Annotated in this window: 24 protein-coding genes and 7 tRNA genes; 2 read left to right on the top strand and 29 right to left on the bottom strand. The window is 49.0% G+C overall.

Annotated features, from left to right (window positions below; translation table 11 throughout):
* Positions 1 to 7: 7 nt before the first annotated feature.
* On the bottom strand, positions 8 to 373 hold the full coding sequence (locus AC6IB1_RS16930; RefSeq protein ID WP_005500742.1) for a helix-turn-helix domain-containing protein: 366 nt from the start codon (positions 371 to 373) through the stop codon (positions 8 to 10).
* A 225-nt stretch (positions 374 to 598) separates the two neighbouring features.
* Positions 599 to 970, bottom strand: a complete 372-nt coding sequence (locus AC6IB1_RS16925) for a helix-turn-helix transcriptional regulator (protein WP_005500743.1) — start codon at positions 968 to 970, stop codon at positions 599 to 601.
* 367 nt (positions 971 to 1,337) lie between these two features.
* Between AC6IB1_RS16925 and AC6IB1_RS16920 the strand changes: the two genes are divergently transcribed.
* Positions 1,338 to 2,759, top strand: a complete 1,422-nt coding sequence (locus AC6IB1_RS16920) for an IS1182 family transposase (protein ID WP_497567121.1) — start codon at positions 1,338 to 1,340, stop codon at positions 2,757 to 2,759.
* Positions 2,760 to 2,907: 148 nt separating this feature from the next.
* Here the strand turns inward: AC6IB1_RS16920 and glmS are convergent, their stop codons facing one another.
* The 27 genes from glmS to AC6IB1_RS16785 all read right to left on the bottom strand — a co-directional run bounded on the left by glmS (position 2,908) and on the right by AC6IB1_RS16785 (position 23,399).
* A complete protein-coding gene (gene glmS, locus AC6IB1_RS16915; RefSeq protein ID WP_497567591.1) occupies positions 2,908 to 4,743 on the bottom strand; it encodes a glutamine--fructose-6-phosphate transaminase (isomerizing) in 1,836 nt (611 codons plus the stop codon).
* Between the two features lie 16 nt (positions 4,744 to 4,759).
* Positions 4,760 to 5,524, bottom strand: a complete 765-nt coding sequence (locus AC6IB1_RS16910) for a DeoR/GlpR family DNA-binding transcription regulator (RefSeq protein ID WP_497567590.1) — start codon at positions 5,522 to 5,524, stop codon at positions 4,760 to 4,762.
* A 210-nt stretch (positions 5,525 to 5,734) separates the two neighbouring features.
* Positions 5,735 to 5,819, bottom strand: a tRNA-Leu gene (locus AC6IB1_RS16905).
* A gap of 46 nt (positions 5,820 to 5,865) precedes the next feature.
* Positions 5,866 to 5,952, bottom strand: a tRNA-Leu gene (locus tag AC6IB1_RS16900).
* A gap of 86 nt (positions 5,953 to 6,038) precedes the next feature.
* Positions 6,039 to 6,115, bottom strand: a tRNA-Met gene (locus AC6IB1_RS16895).
* A gap of 11 nt (positions 6,116 to 6,126) precedes the next feature.
* A tRNA-Gln gene (locus AC6IB1_RS16890) sits at positions 6,127 to 6,201 on the bottom strand.
* 36 nt (positions 6,202 to 6,237) lie between these two features.
* Positions 6,238 to 6,322: transfer RNA gene (locus tag AC6IB1_RS16885), tRNA-Leu, on the bottom strand.
* Between the two features lie 39 nt (positions 6,323 to 6,361).
* Positions 6,362 to 6,438 (bottom strand) — tRNA-Arg (locus tag AC6IB1_RS16880).
* A 2-nt stretch (positions 6,439 to 6,440) separates the two neighbouring features.
* Positions 6,441 to 6,515, bottom strand: a tRNA-Gln gene (locus tag AC6IB1_RS16875).
* A gap of 125 nt (positions 6,516 to 6,640) precedes the next feature.
* On the bottom strand, positions 6,641 to 7,999 hold the full coding sequence (gene glmU, locus AC6IB1_RS16870) for a bifunctional UDP-N-acetylglucosamine diphosphorylase/glucosamine-1-phosphate N-acetyltransferase GlmU (RefSeq protein WP_497567589.1): 1,359 nt from the start codon (positions 7,997 to 7,999) through the stop codon (positions 6,641 to 6,643).
* A 274-nt stretch (positions 8,000 to 8,273) separates the two neighbouring features.
* A complete protein-coding gene (locus AC6IB1_RS16865; protein WP_005500760.1) occupies positions 8,274 to 8,696 on the bottom strand; it encodes a F0F1 ATP synthase subunit epsilon in 423 nt (140 codons plus the stop codon).
* Positions 8,697 to 8,714: 18 nt separating this feature from the next.
* Positions 8,715 to 10,118 (bottom strand): F0F1 ATP synthase subunit beta, encoded by a 1,404-nt coding sequence (atpD, locus tag AC6IB1_RS16860; protein ID WP_005500762.1) that lies wholly within the window; start codon positions 10,116 to 10,118, stop codon positions 8,715 to 8,717.
* A 36-nt stretch (positions 10,119 to 10,154) separates the two neighbouring features.
* Entirely contained in the window at positions 10,155 to 11,021 is an 867-nt protein-coding gene (gene atpG, locus AC6IB1_RS16855) for a F0F1 ATP synthase subunit gamma (RefSeq protein WP_497567588.1), read from the bottom strand.
* 45 nt (positions 11,022 to 11,066) lie between these two features.
* On the bottom strand, positions 11,067 to 12,608 hold the full coding sequence (atpA, locus tag AC6IB1_RS16850) for a F0F1 ATP synthase subunit alpha (RefSeq protein ID WP_005500765.1): 1,542 nt from the start codon (positions 12,606 to 12,608) through the stop codon (positions 11,067 to 11,069).
* Positions 12,609 to 12,624: 16 nt separating this feature from the next.
* On the bottom strand, positions 12,625 to 13,158 hold the full coding sequence (gene atpH / locus AC6IB1_RS16845) for a F0F1 ATP synthase subunit delta (RefSeq protein ID WP_497567587.1): 534 nt from the start codon (positions 13,156 to 13,158) through the stop codon (positions 12,625 to 12,627).
* 15 nt (positions 13,159 to 13,173) lie between these two features.
* The gene (gene atpF / locus AC6IB1_RS16840) at positions 13,174 to 13,644 is read right to left on the bottom strand and encodes a F0F1 ATP synthase subunit B (RefSeq protein ID WP_497567586.1); all 471 of its coding nucleotides are present in this window, start codon (positions 13,642 to 13,644) and stop codon (positions 13,174 to 13,176) included.
* A 49-nt stretch (positions 13,645 to 13,693) separates the two neighbouring features.
* On the bottom strand, positions 13,694 to 13,948 hold the full coding sequence (gene atpE / locus AC6IB1_RS16835) for a F0F1 ATP synthase subunit C (RefSeq protein ID WP_002540812.1): 255 nt from the start codon (positions 13,946 to 13,948) through the stop codon (positions 13,694 to 13,696).
* A gap of 75 nt (positions 13,949 to 14,023) precedes the next feature.
* Positions 14,024 to 14,827 carry a F0F1 ATP synthase subunit A gene (atpB, locus tag AC6IB1_RS16830; protein WP_005500771.1) on the bottom strand — a complete coding sequence of 268 codons (804 nt, stop codon included), beginning with the start codon at positions 14,825 to 14,827 and terminating at the stop codon, positions 14,024 to 14,026.
* An 8-nt stretch (positions 14,828 to 14,835) separates the two neighbouring features.
* Positions 14,836 to 15,225, bottom strand: coding sequence for a F0F1 ATP synthase subunit I (locus AC6IB1_RS16825; RefSeq protein ID WP_497567585.1), 390 nt, complete (start codon positions 15,223 to 15,225; stop codon positions 14,836 to 14,838).
* A gap of 180 nt (positions 15,226 to 15,405) precedes the next feature.
* Entirely contained in the window at positions 15,406 to 16,299 is an 894-nt protein-coding gene (locus AC6IB1_RS16820) for a ParB/RepB/Spo0J family partition protein (RefSeq protein ID WP_497567584.1), read from the bottom strand.
* 9 nt (positions 16,300 to 16,308) lie between these two features.
* Positions 16,309 to 17,103: a ParA family protein gene (locus tag AC6IB1_RS16815; protein ID WP_497567583.1), complete on the bottom strand. Its 795-nt coding sequence runs from the start codon at positions 17,101 to 17,103 to the stop codon at positions 16,309 to 16,311.
* A 22-nt stretch (positions 17,104 to 17,125) separates the two neighbouring features.
* The gene (rsmG, locus tag AC6IB1_RS16810; protein ID WP_497569166.1) at positions 17,126 to 17,701 is read right to left on the bottom strand and encodes a 16S rRNA (guanine(527)-N(7))-methyltransferase RsmG; all 576 of its coding nucleotides are present in this window, start codon (positions 17,699 to 17,701) and stop codon (positions 17,126 to 17,128) included.
* Positions 17,702 to 17,746: 45 nt separating this feature from the next.
* Positions 17,747 to 19,636 carry a tRNA uridine-5-carboxymethylaminomethyl(34) synthesis enzyme MnmG gene (gene mnmG, locus AC6IB1_RS16805; RefSeq protein ID WP_497567582.1) on the bottom strand — a complete coding sequence of 630 codons (1,890 nt, stop codon included), beginning with the start codon at positions 19,634 to 19,636 and terminating at the stop codon, positions 17,747 to 17,749.
* A 418-nt stretch (positions 19,637 to 20,054) separates the two neighbouring features.
* A complete protein-coding gene (gene mioC / locus AC6IB1_RS16800; protein ID WP_497567581.1) occupies positions 20,055 to 20,501 on the bottom strand; it encodes an FMN-binding protein MioC in 447 nt (148 codons plus the stop codon).
* A gap of 65 nt (positions 20,502 to 20,566) precedes the next feature.
* Positions 20,567 to 21,694: a GGDEF domain-containing protein gene (locus tag AC6IB1_RS16795; RefSeq protein WP_497567580.1), complete on the bottom strand. Its 1,128-nt coding sequence runs from the start codon at positions 21,692 to 21,694 to the stop codon at positions 20,567 to 20,569.
* A gap of 273 nt (positions 21,695 to 21,967) precedes the next feature.
* Positions 21,968 to 22,813, bottom strand: a complete 846-nt coding sequence (locus AC6IB1_RS16790; RefSeq protein ID WP_497567579.1) for a hypothetical protein — start codon at positions 22,811 to 22,813, stop codon at positions 21,968 to 21,970.
* Positions 22,814 to 23,015: 202 nt separating this feature from the next.
* Positions 23,016 to 23,399, bottom strand: coding sequence for a hypothetical protein (locus tag AC6IB1_RS16785; RefSeq protein ID WP_497567578.1), 384 nt, complete (start codon positions 23,397 to 23,399; stop codon positions 23,016 to 23,018).
* A 93-nt stretch (positions 23,400 to 23,492) separates the two neighbouring features.
* On the opposite strand from AC6IB1_RS16785, the gene AC6IB1_RS16780 reads away from it, so the two are divergent.
* Positions 23,493 to 23,813 carry a helix-turn-helix domain-containing protein gene (locus AC6IB1_RS16780; protein WP_079863607.1) on the top strand — a complete coding sequence of 107 codons (321 nt, stop codon included), beginning with the start codon at positions 23,493 to 23,495 and terminating at the stop codon, positions 23,811 to 23,813.
* Positions 23,814 to 23,842 lie beyond the last annotated feature (29 nt).

Genomic DNA, 23,842 nt, shown 5'->3' with positions numbered 1-23,842 from the left:
CTTATTTCTATTTATCCCGCGACACCATATTGATCATATATTGTGCCAGCAGCAACGCCTGATCCATCACAAGCTTACGTGCAGAATCAGGTAGCTGGCTGAACAGCGCCAACAGGGTGTTCAAATCATCCCTGTGCGTAAACGCGATATCACTTCGTGTGCTTTCGCCGAATAAAAACCAATTTAATGGACGACCGGTTACATCAGCGATAGTTGCCAGAGAAGACACTTTGGGCTCTGTTTTACCGGACTCAATATCCAGATAGGTTTGACGGGCAACATCCAGATGCTGCGCCATTTCTACCTGGGTGATATCCCGATACTCCCGCGCTTCCCTAATGCGCTGTGCAACATGAGCTTTGACAATCAACATCGCTTGCCCCACAACTCGGCGCCTAGCTACAGACTATAGCCTCTGATCACCGTGACGCACTTTACTGCTAGATCCTGCATTATGCACAGGGGAATTGACGACACATGTAAAGTGTTGTTGAAGTGTGAATCAGGGCAACTGTTGCCTAAGCCAGATGACAAGGAAAATATGCAATACCTATTTTGTCAGGCAAGGCCAGCTAACGCCTACCAAGTAAGTAAGTGCTTAACCTCGTTGCGCTGATTTCGAGTAATTTACCAGAAATGATGCCATGTTGACGCTTTGATTCAAAATGGCAGTGCGCGCTTCATGCGGCAACTTAGAGAAATGCTCCAGCAGACGATTCACATCCTGTTTGTACTGCACATCGTGCAGCTCAACGTCCGCATCGCCATAAACAAACCACACCAGTGGACGTTCAGTGATTTCAGCAATTTCTGACAACATACGAACACGGGGTTCAGTCTTGCCCGTTTCAATGTCCAAATATGTCTGGCGTGCAACCTGCAAGAGTTTGGCCATTTTCACCTGAGTGATCCCTTTCCACTCACGTGCTTCCTTAATGCGTTTTGCTACTTGTGCTTTCGAGTCGATCATACTTCACTCCCTACGACTTACAGCGCTGTGATTTATGTTTAGTTGTGCTGTTTATCGACAATATGCACAATGCAGGCCAACTATTTAGACATTAAAATAAATATTAAATATCAAATAATTAGATTATTCATAGATTGGGGTGTTGGCATTTCTGGACTCCGTGTCTTATTATGAATTCAAAATGATTTGCAAAATGCAAATATTGGTACTTCCCTGCTATTTGCAAAAAGCAAATTAGATGACTTTTATCTCATAAAAAGAAAAAAGGAGCTATACAGCTCCTTTCAGACTGCTGACAAAGCCCTGGCCATTTGGCTGGGGCTTTGATCTAATAAGGGATAAGCAAATCAATCATGGATGTGGTGACATGCTTAAAGACCCTGGCCCTCAGCAATATGAATTCGAGATGGTGACACTCGAACAGTTGGTTCCCAAAAACCATCTTGTTCGCAAAATCGATGCTGCCGTCGACTTTGAGTTTATCCGCGACGAAGTCGCCCATCTCTACTGCCACAACAATGGCCGTCCTGCGATAGACCCCGTTCGCCTGTTCAAAATCCTGCTCCTAGGCTTCCTCTTCGGTGTTAAAAGTGAACGCCAGCTCGTCAAAGACATCGAGGTCAATGTCGCTTACCGCTGGTTCCTTCGCATGTCACTCACTGAAAAGGTGATTGATGCGTCCACCTTGAGCCAGAATCGCCGCCGTCGCTTCAATGATACCGACGTGTTCGAACGCATCTTCATCCGTATCGTCGAACAGGCGATGAGCAAAGGTATGGTCGAGGGACGCGTCTTGTTTACCGACAGCACTCACCTGAAAGCCAATGCCAACAAGCGTAAATACCGTAACGAACTGGTGAAACAAAACGTCAGTGCTTATGCCGAGCTGTTAGATGAAGCGGTTGACGCTGACCGTGCAGCAGAAGGAAAACGCCCACTCAAACCGAAAGATGGTCACATTGAGAAAAACACCAAAGTCAGCACCACCGACCCAGACAGCGGGTTCATGACACGGGACCAAAAACCACAGGGCTTCTTCTACCTTGACCATCGCACCGTCGACGGCAAACACGGCATCATCCTCGACACCCATGTCACGCCAGGCAATGTGAATGACGCCCAACCGTATATCGCCCGTCTGGATACCACGTTAGCGCGCTTTACGCTCTCGCCTGTTGCCGCCGGGCTTGATGCCGGTTACTTCACCGCGACTATCTGCCATGAACTGGAGCAGCGCCAAATCCTGCCGGTGATGGGATACCGCCGGCCGCACCGTACGAAGAATCCTATCAAGAAAAAGCACTTTCATTACGACAAAGAGACGGACCGCTATCTCTGTCCTCAGGGACAGGAGCTGGTTTACAAGACCACCAACCGTCAGGCATACCGCGAGTATCACTCTGACCCACAGATATGCAAAACCTGTCCGCTGCGCGATGATTGCACCAAGAGCAAGAATCACAAACGGGTGATAACCCGGCACCTGTTCGAGAAATCGGTAGAGAATGCCAATGCCTTGAGGCTGACAGCCTGGGGAAAGAAAGTGTACCGACGACGGGCAGAGACGGTGGAGCGAAGCTTCGCAGATGCCAAACAACATCATGGCCATCGCTATGCGAGGTTCCGTGGTCTGTTGAAAGTACAAATCCAATGCTGGTTGGCGGCAGCAGCGCAAAACATCAAGAAGATAGCCTTACTGGAGGCTTATCTTCGCAAAATCGGGCTCAATACACGGCAAATAGTCCAGATAGTGACGCAATTTAGCGTCTATGGGCTAAAAGCAGCCTGAACATAACAATATGGAAAAATAGCGCGATCGCGGCCTTCGGCCGCTAACAAAAGAAAACCCCGCTTGAAAAAGCGGGGTTAGTCAGCAATCTGAAAGGAGCTATACAGCTCCTTTCTACATCAATCAACGTACTCAGGTTGTCATCCGCCTATTCCACAGTAACGGCTTTCGCGAGATTACGGGGTTGATCCACATCGGTGCCTTTAATTAGCGCGACATGGTAAGACAATAATTGCATCGGCAAGGTATAAAAAATCGGCGCGCACACCTCATCAACATGAGGCATCGCAATTATCGTCATCCCTTCACTTTTCTCAAATCCTGCATCTTTATCCGCAAACACATAAAGCTGGCCACCTCGGGCGCGTACCTCTTCAATGTTGGATTTCAATTTCTCCAACAGTTCGTTATTGGGCGCAACCACGATAACCGGCATATCCGCATCAATCAGTGCCAGTGGACCGTGTTTCAGTTCACCGGCTGCATACGCTTCAGCATGGATGTAAGAAATCTCCTTGAGCTTGAGTGACGCTTCCACTGCAATGGGATAATACTCCCCACGTCCCAGAAACAGCGCATGATGTTTATCGGCAAAATCTTCTGCCAGCTGTTCAATCTCCTTATCAAACGCCAGTGCCTGCTCCATGATAGCCGGTAATCGGTTCAGGGCATCAACAATGGTTTTTTCCTTGTCGCTGTTTATCACCCCTTTTTGCTTACCCACTGCGGTGACCAACATCAGCAGGGAGGCCAACTGGGTAGTAAACGCTTTCGTGGATGCCACGCCTATTTCCGCGCCGGCACGGGTCATAAATGCCAGATCTGATTCACGCACCAGCGAGGAGCCTGCCACGTTGCAAATCGTCATTGCAGCCATAAAACCACGCTCTTTGGCTTTGCGTAGCGCCGCCAGGGTGTCAGCTGTTTCACCGGATTGCGACAGGGTGATCAATAAACTGTTCGGACGGGTGACAAAATTGCGGTAACGGAACTCAGACGCAATCTCCACATCACAGCTCACACCGGCAATGTCTTCAAACCAGTAACGCGCGACCATACCCGCGTTGTAAGAGGTTCCACACGCCACGATCTGGATGTGCTCAGTCTTCGCCAGAATATCGCTAGCACCATGACCAATGCTATCTACCAGGACGCTGTCAGTATCAATACGTCCTTCAAGGGTATTCATCAGTGCTAAAGGCTGCTCAAAAATTTCCTTTTGCATGTAGTGCCGATAATGGCCTTTGTCCGCGGCGTCATGCTCTATCGACGATTCATGTATCTGACGCTCAACACGTTCCCCTCGTTCATCAAATATATTCACTTCACGGCGGGTGATTTCTGCAACATCGCCTTCTTCAAGGAAAAGAAAACGACGCGTCACATTCAACAGCGCCAGTTGATCTGATGCGAGGAAGTTTTCACCAATCCCAAGGCCAATCACCAATGGACTGCCAGAGCGCGCAGCAATCAGGCGTTCCGGATCGCGCCTGTCCATCACAACCGTGCCATATGCCCCTTCCAATTGTTTGACTGTGCGCTGGAAGGCCTCCATCAAACTGCCACCCTGAGACAACTCCCAGTCAACGAGGTGCGCAATCACTTCGGTATCGGTTTGGGAAGTAAACGTGTAACCACGGGATACCAACAATTCACGGAGCCGTTCATGATTTTCAATGATGCCGTTGTGAACAATAGCGATATTTTCCCCGGACATGTGGGGATGGGCATTGGCTTCGCTAGGCTCACCATGGGTCGCCCAGCGGGTGTGGGCAATACCGGTGCCACCACTCAACGGTTGGCTTTCCAGTGCCTCTGCCAACATCTGCACTTTACCCAGACGGCGCAGACGGCGAAGCTGGTTTTCACTGTCTGTTACCGCGAGCCCTGCAGAGTCATAGCCTCGGTATTCCAGCCTGCGAAGCCCTTCGAGTAAAATTTCTGCAACATCCCGTTGTGCTACTGCACCCACAATTCCACACATATCAATCCCCAAGGTTTTAATCAGGGGCGCAGATCACTTCTGTGCCCGTATTTTCTATTGCCTGTTTGGTGGCTGTATCCAGCTGGCTATCCGTGATCACGGTGGTGATGGCTTTCCAGGGCAGTTCGAGGTTAGGGATCTTGCGGCCAATTTTTTCCGATTCAATCAACACCACCACTTCCCTTGAAACTTCCGCCATCACCCGGCTTAACCCTATGATTTCGTTAAAGGTTGTCGTACCACGGCTGACATCAATCCCGTCGGCGCCAATAAATAACTGGTCAAAGTCATACGAACGCAGCGCCTGCTCTGCGACCTGGCCCTGAAACGCTTCAGAATGCGGATCCCAAGTTCCGCCCGTCATCAGCAGCGTCGGTTCGTTTTCCAGCTCCTTGATCGCCTGCGCAACAGTCAGGGAGTTAGTCATCACCACCAATCCTCGCTTTTGATTTAAAAGCGGGATCAGTGCCGCTGTTGTCGATCCGCTATCAATCACAATACGATTATGGTCGCGGATCCGGGCTGCTGCCATTTTTGCAATAGATAACTTTTGTTCCGAAACTTTTTCTGAATTTTCCGAAACCATTTCATGAGGAACCGGTACTGCCCCACCATACCGACGTAGCAGTAACCCATTTTTCTCAAGCTCAGCAAGGTCTTTTCGAATGGTTACCTCTGACGTTTCAAACAATGCTGAAAGCATATCAACGCTGACTTCACCCTGTTCAGTCAACATGGCAACAATCGCGTGGCGACGTTGTTGAGTATTACGTTTCGACATGTAACCACCAAACTTTCGTTTCGAAAGATAATATGAATTTTAAACTAAATATCAAGGATGAAATGCAATAGATATCGCGGCACGCATGATTTGATGCACGGAATGAGAGATTATATAGAGAGTTAAGGGAAGATGCGTGAAAGTGGCACCCAAGAAGGACTTGAACAATGCCAGATAGAAAAAAGCAGGCTTAAAGCCTGCTTCAAATCATGGTGCGGAAGGAGAGACTTGAACTCTCACACCTTGCGGCGCCAGAACCTAAATCTGGTGCGTCTACCAATTTCGCCACTTCCGCAAATTGTTGTACTTAACCCTTTCTTACCCAAGGCTTAAGTGAGGTTTGGTGCGAAGGGAGAGACTTGAACTCTCACGTCCGTAAGGACACTAACACCTGAAGCTAGCGCGTCTACCAATTCCGCCACCATCGCATTTTTTCGCCGGATATTGAGTATCACTCTCACAGATACTGACAGCATATCTTATCCAGCTGAAAGTCCTCGACTTTCGTAATAAGTGGTGGCTACGACGGGATTTGAACCTGTGACCCCATCATTATGAGTGATGTGCTCTAACCAACTGAGCTACGTAGCCAACCTGAATTATGGCTGGGGTACCTGGATTCGAACCAGGGAATGACGGGATCAAAACCCGTTGCCTTACCGCTTGGCGATACCCCAATTGCTGTCACGCTCTGAGCATAACGGCACAAATCATGGTGCGGAAGGAGAGACTTGAACTCTCACACCTTGCGGCGCCAGAACCTAAATCTGGTGCGTCTACCAATTTCGCCACTTCCGCATACTAAATTGCTCACCTCAACCCACAAAGGGAAAGAGATGGCGCGTCCGGGAGGATTCGAACCTCCGACCGCCTGGTTCGTAGCCAGGTACTCTATCCAGCTGAGCTACGGACGCGTTGGCTGGGGTACCTGGATTCGAACCAGGGAATGACGGGATCAAAACCCGTTGCCTTACCGCTTGGCGATACCCCAACTGAGGCGCGTATAATAGGGTGGATTGGAAAAGCCGTCAACCCCCTATCTTTTGTTTGCTGCCGATTTAACCAACCTTATAAAAACACCACCTTTGTGGTGTTTTTATTCGGCATTCCGGCTTATCAGCGCTTTTGGGGGCGTTTCCAGCCGTCGATAGTACGCGCCTTGGTTCGGGTGATCACCAATTGCCCTTCGCCCACATCAGAGGTTAGCGTCGTACCCGCTCCCACCGTCGCCCCTTTTTTGATGGTCACCGGTGCAACCAACTGGCTGTCAGAACCAACAAATACATCATCTTCAATCACAGTTTTGTGTTTATTGGCACCGTCATAGTTGCAGGTAATAGTACCCGCACCGATATTGACGCGCTCGCCAATTTCCGCGTCGCCCAGATAAGTCAGATGGTTGGCTTTCGACCCTTTACCAATGCGGGCATTTTTGACCTCGACAAAGTTGCCCACATGGGCATCTTCCACCAGCTCTGCGCCAGGGCGTAAACGGGCAAATGGGCCTACGGTACAACCCTCTCCAACCGATGCACCTTCAATCACGCTGTAAGGGCGAACAACGGTGTTGTCATCAATTTCACAATCTTTCAGCACACAACCAGCCCCGATAACCACGTTATCACCCAGGGTCACAGAGCCTTCAATAACGACATTGACATCGATTTCAACGTCAGTACCGCATTGAAGCTGACCACGCAGATCAAAACGGGCAGGGTCACGCAGCATCACGCCACTTTCCAGCAATTTTTCTGCCTGTGCCGCTTGGTAGGCACGCTCCAACCGCGCCAACTGAATACGGTTATTGACCCCTTCTACTTCAATCGTGCTTTCAGGATGAACCGCTTCTACTGCACGGCCTTCGTCATGGGCTATCGCAATCACGTCTGTCAGGTAGTATTCACCCTGCGCATTGTCGCTCTTGAGCTGGCTAAGCCAGCGACGCAGATCGCGGCCGGTCGCCACCATCACACCGGTGTTGATTTCTTTAATCAACTTTTGTTCTTGTGAGGCATCCTTATCTTCAACAATCGCCACCACAGGGCCATTGCGGCGCACAATACGGCCATAACCGGCAGGGTTATCTAATACCACCGTCAGCAATGCAATACCACCATCTGGCTGGGCATCTAACAGGTTCTCAATGGTTTGCTCAGAAATCAGTGGTACATCACCGTACAGAACCAGTACCTGCTCATCATCAGCAAACTCCGGTGCGGCCTGGTTTACGGCGTGACCGGTCCCCAGTTGTTCTGCCTGCAATACCCAGTTGACCGGTTCATCGGCTAATGCAGCCTTCATCGCTTCACCACCATGACCATAGACCAGATGAAGTCTTTTTGCCCCCAGTGAAGAGCAAGTATCAATGACGTGTTTGACCATGGGTTTCCCCGCCAGGGTGTGAAGCACTTTTGGCAGGTTGGAATACATACGGGTTCCTTTACCCGCCGCCAGAATAACCGCACTAAAATTCATGGAATATATCCTTGGATTAGATGTTCTGCTTCAAAACAATGGCGCTTATTGTAACGTTTCACGAGGAAAAGCGGGATTCACCCCCACAAGAATTTGATAAATATCCGTCAATTCATAGAAAACGCCAGACAGTTTCAGGCCCAAACCCAGAGTCAATAGCCTTTCTGGTTTACCAAACGGCCAACGGAGATAAAAAACAACAACACTGTTATACGTGAAAAGAAAAAAGGCGACCCTCTGGCCGCCTTTTCAGCTTGGTTGTGTCACCTGGTGTTTAGCGTGCCTTTTTCGTCAGCTCGATGACTCGTAGCTGGGCAATCGCTTTGGCCAGATCACTGGCCGCCTGAGCAAAGTCCATGTCTCCGTTCTTATTGAGGATACGCTCCTCTGCACGGCGCTTCGCTTCTTCTGCCTTTGCCTGATCCAGGTCAACACCGCGGATTGCGGTATCAGCCAGCACAGTCACTGTGCTTGGTTGCACTTCCAGCGTACCGCCAGAAAGGTATATCACCTCTTCATGGCCGTGTTGCTTGGTAATGCGGATCATGCCGGGCGTGACGGCGGTCAGCAGCGGGGTGTGACCAGGAAAAATACCCAGTTCACCTTCGCTACCAGTTACCTGAATAGATTCAGCACGACCAGAAAACAGTTGTTTCTCTGCGCTTACTACATCCAGGTGGAAGGTCATCGCTGCCATGTCGCCTCCTACCAGCTATTACAGGTTCTTCGCTTTTTCCAGTACTTCTTCGATACCACCACAGTACAGGAATGCCTGTTCAGGGATATCATCGTACTCACCGTTCAGCAGACCTTTGAAGCCTGCAATGGTGTCTTTCAGCGAAACATACACACCTGGCTGACCGGTAAAGACTTCTGCTACGTGGTAAGGCTGAGTCAGGAAACGTTCAATCTTACGTGCACGTGCCACCACCAGTTTGTCGTCTTCTGACAGTTCGTCCATCCCCAGAATCGCAATGATGTCTTTCAGCTCTTTGTAGCGCTGCAGTACAGACTGCACACCACGGGCCACATCATAGTGCTCTTGGCCGATAACCAGAGGATCCAGTTGACGTGACGTCGAATCCAGTGGGTCGATGGCAGGGTACAGACCCAGCGCTGCAATGTTACGTGAAAGTACAACGGTCGCATCCAAGTGGGCAAACGTAGTCGCCGGTGATGGGTCGGTCAAGTCATCCGCAGGGACGTATACCGCCTGAACCGAGGTAATAGAACCGGTCTTGGTTGAGGTGATACGCTCCTGAAGCACACCCATCTCTTCTGCCAGCGTAGGCTGATAACCTACTGCAGAAGGCATACGGCCAAGCAGTGCTGATACTTCGGTACCGGCCAGGGTGTAACGGTAGATGTTGTCGATAAACAGCAGTACGTCACGGCCTTCGTCACGGAATTTTTCAGCCATGGTCAGGCCAGTCAGTGCGACGCGCAGACGGTTACCCGGTGGCTCGTTCATCTGGCCGTAAACCATTGCTACTTTCGATTCTGCTGGGTTCTCAACGTTTACAACGCCAGCTTCCTGCATCTCATAGTAGAAGTCGTTACCTTCACGGGTACGCTCACCGACACCGGCGAAAACAGACAGACCAGAGTGCTGCAGTGCGATGTTGTTGATAAGTTCCATCATGTTAACGGTCTTACCTACACCCGCACCACCGAACAGACCGATTTTACCACCCTTCGCGAATGGGCAAACCAGGTCAATAACCTTCACGCCGGTTTCCAGCAGTTCAGTTGCATTCGATTGGTCTTCGTAGCTTGGCGCTTCACGGTGGATAGAGTAACGCTCTTTCTCACCAATATCACCACGCTCATCGATTGCGTCACCCAGCACGTTCATGATACGGCCAAGTGTCTCTACACCAACTGGTACTTCAATTGGCTTACCTGTGTTCTCTACTTCCAGTCCACGACGCAGACCATCTGACGAACCCATTGCGATGGTACGGACGATACCACCACCCAGCTGCTGCTGAACTTCCAGCACCAGACGCTCGCCTTCACGTTTCACATTCAGGGCATCATATACCTGAGGTACTGACTCCTGTGGAAACTCTACGTCGACTACCGCACCGATGATCTGAACGATCTTACCTGTAGCCATCGTTATTCCTCTAAAAATAGTTCGTTGGCCCTTGCCTTACACCGCGGCTGCACCGGAGACAATCTCCGACAGCTCTTGGGTAATTGCAGCCTGACGGGCTTTGTTATACACCAGTTGCAGTTCATCAATCAGATTCCCTGCATTGTCTGTTGCAGCCTTCATCGCAACCATTCGCGCTGCTTGCTCACAGGCGAGGTTTTCTACCACGCCCTGATAAACCTGGGATTCAACATAGCGAACCAACAGGGTATCCAGCAGGGGCTTTGGCTCAGGCTCATAGATATAGTCCCAAGCATGGTTGCGCTGCATTTCTTCGTCTTCTGACTTAGGCAAAGGCAGCAATTGATCGATCACTGGCTCCTGCGTCATGGTGTTGATAAATCTATTGAACACCAGATACAGGCGATCCAGTTGGCCTTCATCATATTTCTTCAGCATCACACCGACGGTACCGATAAGGTCTTCCAGTGATGGGCTGTCACCCATACCGGATACCTGTGCAGATACATTTGCGCCGTAGCTGTTAAAGAATGCTGTGGCTTTGGCACCAATCAGTGCGGTTTCTATTTCCACACCTTTTTGGCTCCAGGCCTGCATATCATTGATGGCACGCTTGAACAGGTTGATGTTCAGGCCACCACACAGACCGCGATCTGAAGATACGATGATGTAACCAACGCGCTTGGCTTCGCGCTCTTCCATATAAGGATGGCGGTACTCGAGGTTACCAAGTGCGACGTGACCGATCACTTTGCGCATTGTAGTTGCGTATGGACGGGAGGCTTCCATCGCGTCTTGTGAACGACGCATTTTAGAAGCGGCAACCATTTCCATCGCTTTGGTGATCTTCTGTGTGCTTTTAACACTTCCGATCTTGTTACGAATTTCTTTTGCGCCGGCCATCGTTACTCTCCGTTATTAGAAGGCCGCTAAGCGGCCTTCTACGCATTACCAGGTTTGCGTTGCTTTGAAGTCTTCAACCAGCTTAACCAGTTGAGCCTCAATGTCGCTGTTGTAGTCACCGGTCTCATCGATCTGTGCTACCAGCTCGGCAAACGAACCTTTCGCATATGCAAGCAGAGCAGATTCGAAATCAGCCAGTTTGTTCAGCTCAATGTCTGACAGGTAGCCTTTTTCTGCTGCAAAAATCATCAACCCCTGTTCAAACACAGACATTGGTGCATATTGCTTTTGCTTCATCAGCTCAGTGACTTTCTGACCGTGATCCAGCTGCTTCTTGGTTGCCTCATCCAGATCAGAAGAAAACTGGGCAAACGCCGCCAGTTCGCGATACTGAGCCAGTGCGGTACGGATACCACCAGATAGCTTCTTGATGATCTTGGTCTGCGCAGCACCACCTACACGGGATACCGAAATACCTGGGTCAACCGCTGGACGGATACCGGCGTTAAACAGCTCCGTTTGCAGGAAGATCTGACCATCAGTGATCGAAATAACGTTGGTCGGTACGAATGCAGAGACGTCACCCGCCTGGGTTTCAATGATTGGCAACGCGGTCAGGGAACCGGTTTTGCCTGTCACTTCACCGTTGGTGAATTTCTCAACATAATCAGCATTAACACGCGCAGCACGCTCCAACAGGCGAGAGTGGAGGTAGAAAACGTCACCTGGGAATGCTTCACGACCTGGTGGACGACGCAGCAACAGAGAAATCTGACGGTAAGCAACCGCTTGCTTGGACAGATCATCATACACAATCAGCGCATCTTCACCACGGTCACGGAAGTATTCACCCATCGCACAACCAGCGTAAGGCGCCAGATATTGCAGTGCAGCAGCTTCAGACGCAGATGCGACAACCACGATGGTGTTTTTCAGTGCATCATGCTCTTCCAGTTTACGTACCACGTTAGCGATGGTTGACGCTTTCTGGCCAATAGCCACGTAGATAGAGTAAATGCCAGAGTTTTTCTGGTTGATGATCGCATCAATGGCCAGCGCGGTTTTACCGGTCTGGCGGTCACCGATGATCAGCTCACGCTGGCCACGGCCAATTGGGATCATTGAGTCAACCGCTTTGTAGCCGGTTTGTACTGGTTGGTCTACCGATTGACGTGCAATTACACCTGGTGCAATCACTTCTACAGGAGAAGTCAACGAAGCGTTGATAGGACCTTTACCGTCAATAGGCTCACCCAGAGTGTTGACCACACGGCCCAACAATTCAGGGCCTACCGGTACTTCCAGAATACGACCTGTGCCAGTTACCTTCATGCCTTCCTGAAGGTCGGCATAAGGCCCCATGACAACCGCACCGACTGAATCACGCTCAAGGTTAAGCGCCAGAGCAAAACGGTTGCCAGGTAGTTCAATCATTTCACCTTGCATTGCATCTGCAAGGCCATGGATGCGAATGATACCGTCGCTGACTGACACGATGGTACCTTCGTTGCGCGCTTCACTTACAACGTTGAATTTTTCAATACGCTGTTTGATCAGGTCGCTAATTTCCGTGGAATTAAGTTGCATGCTCCAATTCCCCAAATCAAGACTGCAATGCATCGCTCAGTCGGCGCATACGGCCACTTACTGAGTTATCGATGACCAAGTCTCCAGCTCGAATCACAACCCCGGCAACCAGGGTCTCGTCTACACTACAGTTCAGCTTCACTTTTCGCTCAAGGCGGGCTTCCAGCTTACTGGCAATAGCATCCAGTTGCGCTTGTTCCAGCGCGACAGCAGAAATGACCTCAACGTCAACCTGCTTTTCTAACTCATGGCGAAGCGCCATGAACTGGGCACATACTGCTGGCATTGCTTTTAAGCGTCCGTTTTCGGCCATTACCTTAACCAGGTTCTGGCCGAACTCATTGAGCTGCTCGCCACACACTGAGAGAAAAACCTCAGTCAACTTTTCAGCTGAATTAGAACCATCCAGAAAGTCTGCCATGGTTTCATTGCGGGCAACTTCGGCAGCGAAAGCCAGCATTTCGGACCATTGGTCCAATTCGCCTTTTTCCACGGCCAGATCGAAGGCTGCTTTAGCGTAGGGGCGTGCGATGGTAGTCAGTTCAGACATAGCTGCCCCTCCTTGTTAAAGTTCTGCAGTGATTTTGTCGAGAATATCTTTATGCGCATTCTCGTCGATAGAGCGCTCAAGGATTTTCTCAGCACCCATTACGGCCAGAGTAGCGACCTGTTTGCGCAGTTCATCGCGGGTACGGTTGCGTTCAGCTTCCAGTTCAGCCTTTCCTTGGTTAAGGATGTTCTCACGTTCAGCTTTTGCTTCTTCGCGGGCTTCATCAAGAATTTGTGCTTTACGCTTGTTCGCCGATTCGATGATTTCACTTGCTGCGCGCTTTGCTTCTTTCAATTGATCAGAAGCATTAGCCTGGGCCAAATCCAGGTCTTTCGCGGCACGCTCAGCCGCCGCAAGACCGTCAGCAATTTTTTTCTGACGCTCTTCAATCGCTTGCATGATAGGCGGCCATACATACTTCATGCAGAACCACACAAACATGGTAAACGCGATCGCCTGGCCGATAAGAGTAGCGTTCATATTCATAACGACTTCTCCATCTCCCAATAGTTAACTACAGGTATAATCAGGCGACTTAACCCAGCTGACCAACGAATGGGTTTGCGAAGGTGAACAGCAGTGCAATTACGATACCAATCATTGGAACCGCATCCAGCAGACCAGCGATGATGAACATCTTAACTTGCAGCATTGGAGCCATTTCTGGTTGACGAGCAGCACCTTCAAGGAATTTACCGCCAAGCAATGCGAAGCCGATCGCTGTACCTAGGGAAGCAAGACCTACAATGATGCCAACGGCAATTGCAGAAAAGCTCAATAAAGTTTCCATCACTATCTCCAGTTTCTTGTTGTCGGCTTATTTGCCGGAAGGTCTAACAAAGTTGCTTACTTAAAAAATCTTTTATTAATGTGAGTCTTCATGTGCCTGAGACAGGTACACAATGGTCAGCATCATAAAGACGAACGCTTGGATGGTAATAACCAGAATGTGGAAAATAGCCCACGGTAATGAACCCAACCATTGCGCCCACCACGGCAAAAGAGCCGCAATCAGGATAAATACCACTTCACCGGCAAACATATTACCGAACAAACGCATACCGAGTGAGATGGGTTTCGCCAGCAGCGATACCACTTCAAGCAGCAGGTTGAACGGGATCATGAGTGGGTGATTGAACGGGTGAAGAGCCAGCTCTTTCGCAAAGCCACCCAGGCCTTTGATCTTGATGCTGTAGAAAATCATCAAGAAAAACACACCTAGTGCCATTGCCAATGTGATATTTACATCAGCTGTCGGTACCACCTTCATGTAAGGAATACCAAGCTGCTCCGCTGGATAAGGAATAAAATCGATGGGAATCAAATCCATCGTATTCATCAGGAATATCCAGACGAAAATGGTCAGAGCCAAAGGCGCAATCAGTGGATTCTTTCCATGGAAGGTTTCACGAACGTTGTTATCAACGAACTCCACCAACATTTCTACAATACACTGAAGCTTGCCCGGAACTCCTGTTGTAGCTTTTTTCGCCACTGATCGGAACAGCCATAAAAAGCCGATACCAATGACAATAGAGAAAAACAGGCTATCAATATGCACCGCCCAGAAACTACCTTCCTCCACCAGGCCCAGCTTATCCGTAGACAGATTGGTTAAGTGGTGGGAGATATATCCGGAGGGTGTAAGCGCTTCACCTGGCGCAGCCATAACTCATCCTATTTGTTGTTGTTAATGAATAAAACTGGTGCAAGGATGTTGATCCCAAGAACCAGCAAATAGGTCAGTTTGAGGGGAATAAGTTCCACCTCGGCATACAGGTAAACAACGGAAAACAACGCGACTGTCAGCAAAATCTTAAGCACTTCACCACTGTAGAATGATGCTACAACGAGCTTCGCTGCTCTTGCTCCACTAAAAAGGAATGCGCACAACGCAAAGGCTGCGTTGGCAATGACAAAAATGCCACCGCCAATAAGTGCGGAAACTCCCCAGTCGACATTGATGGCCGCGACCATCAAGATTGCCGTTGCTAACACGACGCACACTTGTAACAGCAGCAACCTTTTCGCAAGCTTGCGACCGGGTCGCGTGAGCGTCGATACCATGTATTCGTTCCTCGATTCCTTTCCTCTTAGCACCTTGGTCGTGCTGGGAAAACTGCGAAAATTATACGGGTCACCCTTTTGAATGCAATCTCATCACATCAAAAAGGGAGGCTAAATTTTACAACAGGGTAACCTGATCACAGTAAGCAAAAATATGTAACAAAAACACAACGCGTTATATCACAATTCCTCTCCAAGAATTGCAAGAATTTGCATGAGTTTTTCGTCCTGATCAAAGTTAATCACCAACTTACCACGACCACTCTTGCTTTGAGACAGATTCACAGAAGTACCCAATTTATCCGCCAATCTATCCTGAACTGCAGCCAGTTCTGGTGACATGAATTTCGATGATTTTTCCGCTGCCGGTGCCAACATTTTTTTCACCAGCGCTTCCGTCTGTCTGACGGTGAGTTTTCTATTCACCGAGGCTAATGCCGCTTCAATCTGGGCTTCACCTTCTAAAGCTAACAGTGCACGGGCATGGCCCATTTCCAGCTGCCGTCCAGACAACAGTTTTTTTACGCCAGCCTCAAGGCCATTCAACCGCAATAAATTACTGATAGTCGTTCGGGATTTCCCCAGCGCTTCGGCCAGTTGTTGGTGGGTAAGCGAAAAGTCATGGACTAAACGGTCCAGCGCTTCCGCTTCTTCCATCGCATTGAGATCTTCACGTTGGATATTCTCAATAAGTGCGATAGCACTGGCCGCTTTATCATTCAATTGACGGACCAGACAAGGGACTTGGGTCAAACCTGCAATTTTGGCCGCACGGAAACGGCGTTCACCGGCAATAATTTCGTACTGCCTGTCGCCGATATGACGTACAACCAAAGGTTGAATGACACCTTGGGCGCGGATGGATTCAGCCAGCTCTTCCAATGCGTCCTGCGCCATATCCTGACGGGGTTGATACACACCGGGACGCAATACCGACAATGGCAGTTGCTGTAATTCACTGTTGTTTACTGCTTCCTGGGTTTCACTGTTCAGATCGACACGGGCCTGTGCTTTGGCACTGGTAGCCAGTAGCGCATCGAGCCCTTTACCCAATCCACGTTTGGTAGCGTTCATTCAGGTTCCTTAAGACGCGTTGGCAACAGCCTGTCTGGTCTGTTCTTCCCGGCGCAATATCTCTCCGGCTAGTGCCAGGTAGGATTTGGCACCACTGGAGTGCTTGTCATAGTACATTGCCGGTTTGCCGTGACTTGGCGCTTCAGCAAGGCGTACGTTGCGAGGAATGACCGTTCGGTAGACCTTGTCTCCAAAGTGCTTTTTGATCTGTTCAGACACTTCTGTCGCCAGACGGTTGCGCGGATCGTACATGGTTCTGAGCAGGCCTTCCACATGCAGGTCAGCATTCACCACACTGGCCAGCTTGCTGATGGTATCCATCAGTGCGGTCAGTCCTTCCAGTGCAAAATATTCACACTGCATCGGAACCAAAACAGAATTCGCTGCTGTCATGGCATTGATTGTAAGAAGGTTCAGAGAAGGGGGACAATCAATGAAGATGAAATCATAGTTTTCACGAACGTCAGCAAGTGCATTACGCAACCTGACTTCGCGGGCAAACACTTCCATGAGTTTGATTTCAGCCGCTGTCACATCACCATTGGCGGCAATCAGGTGGTAACCGCCTGTGGTATCTGTCACAACCACATCGTTAAACGGGGTTTCCTCAACCAGTAAATCATAGGCAGTGGCATGAACATCATATTTATCCACACCACTGGCCATGGTTGCATTGCCCTGTGGGTCAAGGTCTATCACCAGTACCTTGCGCTGTGTTGCTGCCAGCGACGCTGCCAAGTTGATACAGGTCGTTGTTTTACCAACGCCTCCCTTTTGGTTTGCAACAGCTATGACTTTTCCCACAAGACGCCCCTCGCCAATAATCCTAATGAACCAAGATTACTAGATGACGTTGACCTTCCAATCCCGGAACAGTCAAAGGTTTGATATCTGTCACAGAACATCCTGCAGGAAGTTCGTCAATCTCGACCTGATCGACGTGCCCCTTGAGCGCAAGGAACTTACCGCCTGTGGCTGGCAGATGATGACACCAGTTCACCATGTCACTCATGGAGGCAAACGCACGGCTCAGTACACCATCAAATCCCTGCTCAGGCTGGAAGTCTTCTACCCGGCTCTGCACAGGGATGACATTGGTGATATTCAGTTCATGCAGTACCTGGCGAATAAAGCGAATACGCTTACCGAGGCTGTCAAGCAGGGTGAAGGATTTCTCCGGGTTAATGATCGCCAGCGGGATCCCGGGTAGCCCCGGACCGGTTCCGACATCAATATAATTGCGGCCATCCAGGTGCTCACTCACCACAATGCTGTCCATGATGTGTTTGACGATCATGTCATTCGGGTCACGCACCGAGGTCAGGTTGTACGCTTTGTTCCATTTGTGGAGCATCTCCACATAACCAATCAGTTTATCCTGTTGGTCGGCAGGGATTTGCATCCCTGCCTGTTCAATCAGTTGTGCCAGACGTTGTTTCACGGTCTATCAGGCCCCTTTTTTCAGCATGCCTTGTTTTTTCAGGTGTACCAGCAAAATAGAGATTGCTGCTGGTGTAATACCCGAAATACGCGACGCCTTGCCGATAGTTTCCGGACGGGCATCTCGCAATTTGGCAACCACTTCATTGGACAGCCCTTTAATCTGGGTGTAGTCCAAATCAATCGGCAGACGGGTGTTTTCATGGCGGATATATTTTTCAATCTCTTCTTTCTGGCGATTGATATAACCGGCATATTTAACCTGGATTTCAACCTGTTCAGAGGCTTGTACATCCTCATGAGCCGGCGCAAATACCGGGTTTACCACCAGATCGTTATACGTCACTTCCGGACGGCGCAGCAGATCTTCACCGTTCGCCTCACGGGATAGAGGGGTTTTCAGGATCGCATTAAGTGCGTCCGCGTGTTTGGAGGCTGGATGGATCCAGGTACTGCGCAAACGCTGGGTTTCCTGTTCCATATTCTCCAGTTTCTGGTTAAAGCGTGCCCAGCGCTCGTCATCTACCAGTCCCAGCTCACGGCCCATTTCGGTCAGGCGAAGATCCGCGTTGTCTTCACGCAGCAGCAGACGGTATTCAGCACGGGAAGTGAACATACGGTACGGTTCTTTGGTCCCCATGGTCGACAGATCATCAATCAACACACCCATATACGCTTGGTCACGGCGAGGGCACCAACCTTCTTTATCCTGGGTAAATAGCGCTGCATTAGTACCGGCAAGCAGGCCTTGTGCAGCCGCTTCTTCATAACCCGTTGTGCCGTTGATTTGACCGGCAAAGAACAGGCCTTTGATAAATTTGGTCTCAAAGGTTTGTTTCAGATCGCGAGGATCGAAGAAATCATACTCGATCGCATACCCAGGACGGATCACGCGGGCATTCTCAAACCCTTTGATAGAACGGATGATCCCCATCTGGACATCAAACGGTAAGCTGGTGGAAATTCCGTTAGGGTACAGCTCGTTCGTTGTCAGTCCTTCTGGCTCGACGAAAATCTGGTGTTTATCTTTATCGGCAAACCGCATGACCTTGTCCTCAATTGACGGACAATAGCGCGGACCGATCCCTTCAATCACACCGGCATACATAGGGCTGCGATCCAGGTTTTTTCGGATCACATCATGGGTTTTTTCATTGGTATAAGTGATATAACACGGTACCTGACGGGGGTGATCTGACACCTTGCCCATGAAAGAAAATACCGGACATGGTTTATCGCCATGCTGGGTTTGCATCACACTGAAATCAACGGTACGCGCGTCAATACGAGGTGGGGTACCGGTTTTCAGGCGGTCAACACGGAAGGGCAATTCACGGAGACGATCAGCCAAGGCGATCGAAGGGGGATCGCCGGCACGGCCACCTGCGTAGTTCTCCAGGCCGATATGGATCTTGCCACCAAGGAAAGTGCCTACGGTCAAAACCACTGCACGGGCACGGAATTTCAGACCCATTTCGGTCACCACACCGGTCACTTGATCCTGTTCAACAATCAGGTCATTCACCGCCTGTTGGAACAACATCAGGTTTGGTTGGTTTTCCAGCGCTTCACGGACCGCTGCCTTGTACAGTGCCCGGTCAGCCTGTGCCCGGGTTGCACGGACTGCGGGCCCTTTAGACGCATTCAGGGTACGAAACTGAATCCCCCCTTTGTCAATTGCCCGCGCCATCAGGCCGCCCAACGCATCGACTTCTTTCACCAGATGTCCTTTTCCTATCCCGCCAATGGCCGGGTTACATGACATTTGCCCCAATGTATCGATGTTGTGGGTTAGCAAAAGGGTTTGCTGACCCATACGTGCAGCGGCCAATGCAGCTTCCGTACCTGCATGACCACCACCGACAACGATGACATCAAAGTTATCCTGGTAAAACATGGTGTGACCTCAATAAGGAATGGGTTGATCGGTTGGTTGAGCAAAAGAGGATCATTCTAGCGCTTTTCAGATACGGAGAGAACCAAAAGTGTGATCTTTGATCGAAAGGGAACGCGCTAAAAATATATAAGATCTTTATATAGATCTTTATGTTGATCTCTTATTACGGCGAACGATCTTTGTGGATAAGTCATAAATGATCAACATGATCATGGTGTTAGTTGCGATCAATATCTGTGCGTTAGCTTGGATCTAATCTTGTACTGCTTGGGATCAAAATGGGTAGTTATCAACAAGGGGAGGAGATGAGTAAAGTTATTATTGGGATAACTATAGGTTGATCACTGTTTAGATCTATAGTTATCCACAATATAGAGATCACATAATTGAATGTTTTTTACGTTCCCTTTTCTCTGATTTATTCACAGATTGCCAGTTTATGTTGGGATAACCACTTTTCAGCAGGTTCCTCCGGAAGTGGTTGGTCGAGAATATCGATCTCCAGCATCGGGGCACTTTCGCGAGCTCCCAGTGATTTAAACAGTGCTGAAGCGGCTTTTCCTGCACCGCAAAACGTGTCATAACTGGAGTCTCCGATAGCGACAATGGCATATTTGAGTGCGTTTAAATCCGGTTTTGAATCTTTTAGCAGAGCCATCATGGGGGCTAGGTTATCCGGATAATCACCCGCGCCGTGGGTAGAGGTCACCAACAACAGGTGAGTGGCATTGGTGACGTCGGCCAACTCACCTTCATTGATCACGTTGACGTTATAGCCTTCCTGTTCAAGCAATTCTGCCAGATGATCGCCAACATATTCAGCCCCACCCAGGGTGCTGCCGGTGATCAGGGTTAATTCCTTCATAAGATTGTTCTCTAACGGTTTATTCATGTCCGTTAGTATTGAAGGGCGGATGTATGTGCGTCAAGTCAGCTTGGCGGGTAGCTTTCATTACGGAAAAAACAGGTAAAGCTTTTGGGGGGAAGTGCCTGAATTTTGTTTTTTCCCCGTTTCTTGGCATGGTTAACGGCAGTATTGGCCGTATCGACAAGCTTTGCGCCACTGATACAGGCATCGCTTGACGTGGTTACTCCTAGGCTGGCGGTACGTTTCACCGCTGTGTTATCGAGCAGCAGTACGCTGCGCCCAATGGCTAGCTTGATCTGTTCGGCAACGTTCATTGCTTTATTTGCCGAGGTATTTTTCAGCAAAACCACAAAGGTATCTGCATGCAGCCGTCCAATGGGTGTATCGGCGGGAAGCTGTTCCCGCAGCAGATCCGCGATGTGTATTAATACCTGATCCCCGGTTTGCCGGCTATGCATCTCATTGATTTGTGAAAAGTCATCCAAATTGATTGCGATGATTGACAGGGGAGTGTTGCGGCGACGTGATAGGAAAAACAGCTCATCAGCCTGATTGTAGAGGCTCTGGCTGTTGGCGGTGCCGGTCAATAGATCTTCATGCACCAGCTTTCTCGATTGCTCGTCGATGTTATGTAAATCCACGAGATAGAAGTCTGTCAGCGCGACGGATGCCAATACCAGGATCAGGATAACGCATAGGTAGGCTGCCTGTGCATTGGTGCCTGTCAAGCCAAGAACGGGATCGGAAGAAGGGAGCGTTTTAGCCAGAAAAAGCAGGAATATCGCAATAAGGGAAAGACCATAGCGGGGAAAACGTGCTTTGGGATCGAACACCAGTACAACCGCAGTAGGGACCACCAACAACAGTAGTTCAGTTTCGAAGTTATCGGAAAGGACAAACAAGGGAAGGAATAACTGCTGAAGAAAGAAAATAATAAAAATCCAATATTTGGCAATCCAAAGAATACCTTCACGGGTGAGCACGAAGGTAATGAGGTACAACACTGCAAACAATCCATTTAACAGTGCAGCAGTGGCACTGCCAAAGGCAAACCAGAACAGTGCTGAAAACAGCAAGGTCCCCGCTGTGCAAAGACAGGCCAACAGATTTACCATACGGAGATGATGTATCTGGAGTTTGTCGCAGCGTGTTATTCCCATATTGAGAATGGGGTTGAGGCTGTTGATCATTGCGTTGGCTGGTTGAAGGAATTTGCAACTAAGTGTAGCAAAAAGGGGACAGTTCGCCTGTTGGAAAAAAGGCTGCCCGGAGGCAGCCTTGGTGGATTATTTACCGATACAGAAAGTGAAGTTTCCCATAATAGCTGGCCTCGCGCGACGTCTTGGGGACCGATTGGGGACCAAATTGCAATTTATGGTCAAATACTGACTTCCCAAGATGACTTCCATCATAGATCAGGATGGGAAAAGTGGGAATGGTGGGAAACCGGATCAGCTTTCACGTTATTTCTCTTCAGCAGCGACAAACAAAAGTGGTTTTCCACTCTCTAGCAGGTAAGGGGTGGTGATCGTCTGTTTACCAAAGTGAATGTTCCCTTTTGCTATATAGATGAAGATCCAATCGGGCAACTTACTACTGATAGCTGCGTAAAGTGCATCAGAAGGGATGTCACTATTCTTGCCTGGCGAAATTCTAAATCTCTGGTAGTAGACGTGATGGTTGGATTCAAATGCAAAACTTTCCTGTCCATCGTTGACGAAAGATGGTGACATCGTTCTTCTCGGTTCGAAAACTTCTGCGGTGATATAGCATAGGTCCTGGTTTGTCATACCAGCTTGGTATTTTGGACATTGGTAGTCAGCACTATGGAAGTAGAACTCTATCTTTTGTTCTGAATTGCCATTCGTGCGCTCATAGTTAATAGATTGTTCTTGAAGCACGGTTTCGATGGCTGCGTTGAAGTGGTAGAGCAACTTTTGCTGTGCGTCTCGAGCGGATGTCGCTTCTTGTATAGGCATCCAAGCAATAATGCTGTTTCGTGAAGCGATATCAGGCTGTTCCAGCAATGACGTTAGCAAACCAAGGCTTAGTCCTTCACTTAACTCAAGTCCCGCGCCTACTGAAGACGTGAGCAACAATGTATTTCCTGCGGCAGCTTTCGCGAGCTTAAATGCCTCAAAATCTTTCATTGGAATGACTTTGTCTTCTGTTTGGTAGAGCCCACCTGCATGCGCAATGTTATGAGCACGGCTGTGGCTGTTGTCATATTGGATAGGAGTTGATGTAGAGGCGCATCCAGTGAGCAAAATGAGTAACGATAATGGAGTAAACCTAGCCTTCGGTTTCATGAGAAATTTCCTTTTCAAAACAATTTGATTTTGCAGTTATTTATCGGGTGATCACCAAATTGACACATTGTGGATAAGCAGGAGATATCTTTTGATCTTTAAACTCACCAGTTGTTGATCGGGGGCTTTGCTATGGATCGTGGATCATTTTGTTATTACGATCCTTCCCATTAGGAGCAAAAGTGATCATCACCAACCCATATCAATCAATCTTCCAGCCATAAGCTTCACCTGTCATGTCAAAGTGTCTGTTCTTCATCAACAAACCAGTGCTTGGGTTGATGCGTCGAGGCGCTCGCTTAACGCAAGACGAGTCATTGAGTGGAATGTTCTGTTGGTGCAAATGCCAGACATGAATGAAGAAATAGGTGAGGGCGGCGGCACTAGCGAATAGCCAGTTTACATAAAAGAGTACCAACCAAAATAACAACGCGATGTACTTATTTCTGTGGATAACATTCAAAGGCTTATGTAGCCAAATAACGCTTGGGAAGGCCATCAATATCACTCCCCAGCTTTGATATACAGTCACCAACGCACCAAGACAAAAAACGCAAAATAGTGCGAACTTTTTTAGTGTTTTCATCTTAGTCTCCATTTTGTGCTTAGTTTTCCTAAGTATACAGGTATAATTAAAACTTAGAAAATCTAAGCATCGTAGGTTGATGATGATTCTCACTTGTCTAAAACAAATCCATTTCCACAGCGCCTTAAACAGGCAAGAAACCGCGTTGGTATCAGCCAGAGGGAGCTTGGTATCCGTTTGGGTATGGATCCAAGTTCAGCGAGTGGCCGTATGAATCATTATGAAAAGGGGCGTCATATGCCCGATATCGGTACGCTACAAAAGCTTGCTCAGGAGCTTGGTGTGCCTGTTGCATTTTTCTTTTCAGATTCCGACAGCTCAGCGGAACTGGCATGTTTGATTGAAAAGCTCAGTGAAACTAAAAAGCAGGCGCTTATTGAGCAGATCAGGCAGGAACTCGATAACATCGACTAGTAATAAAGCTATCGCTGTCGTCCTGAATA

It is taken from the genome of Grimontia sp. THUN1695, from assembly GCF_059704325.2.
The sequence above is the reverse complement of the archived record's forward strand: the minus strand, read 5'-3'. Positions and strand labels throughout refer to the sequence as shown.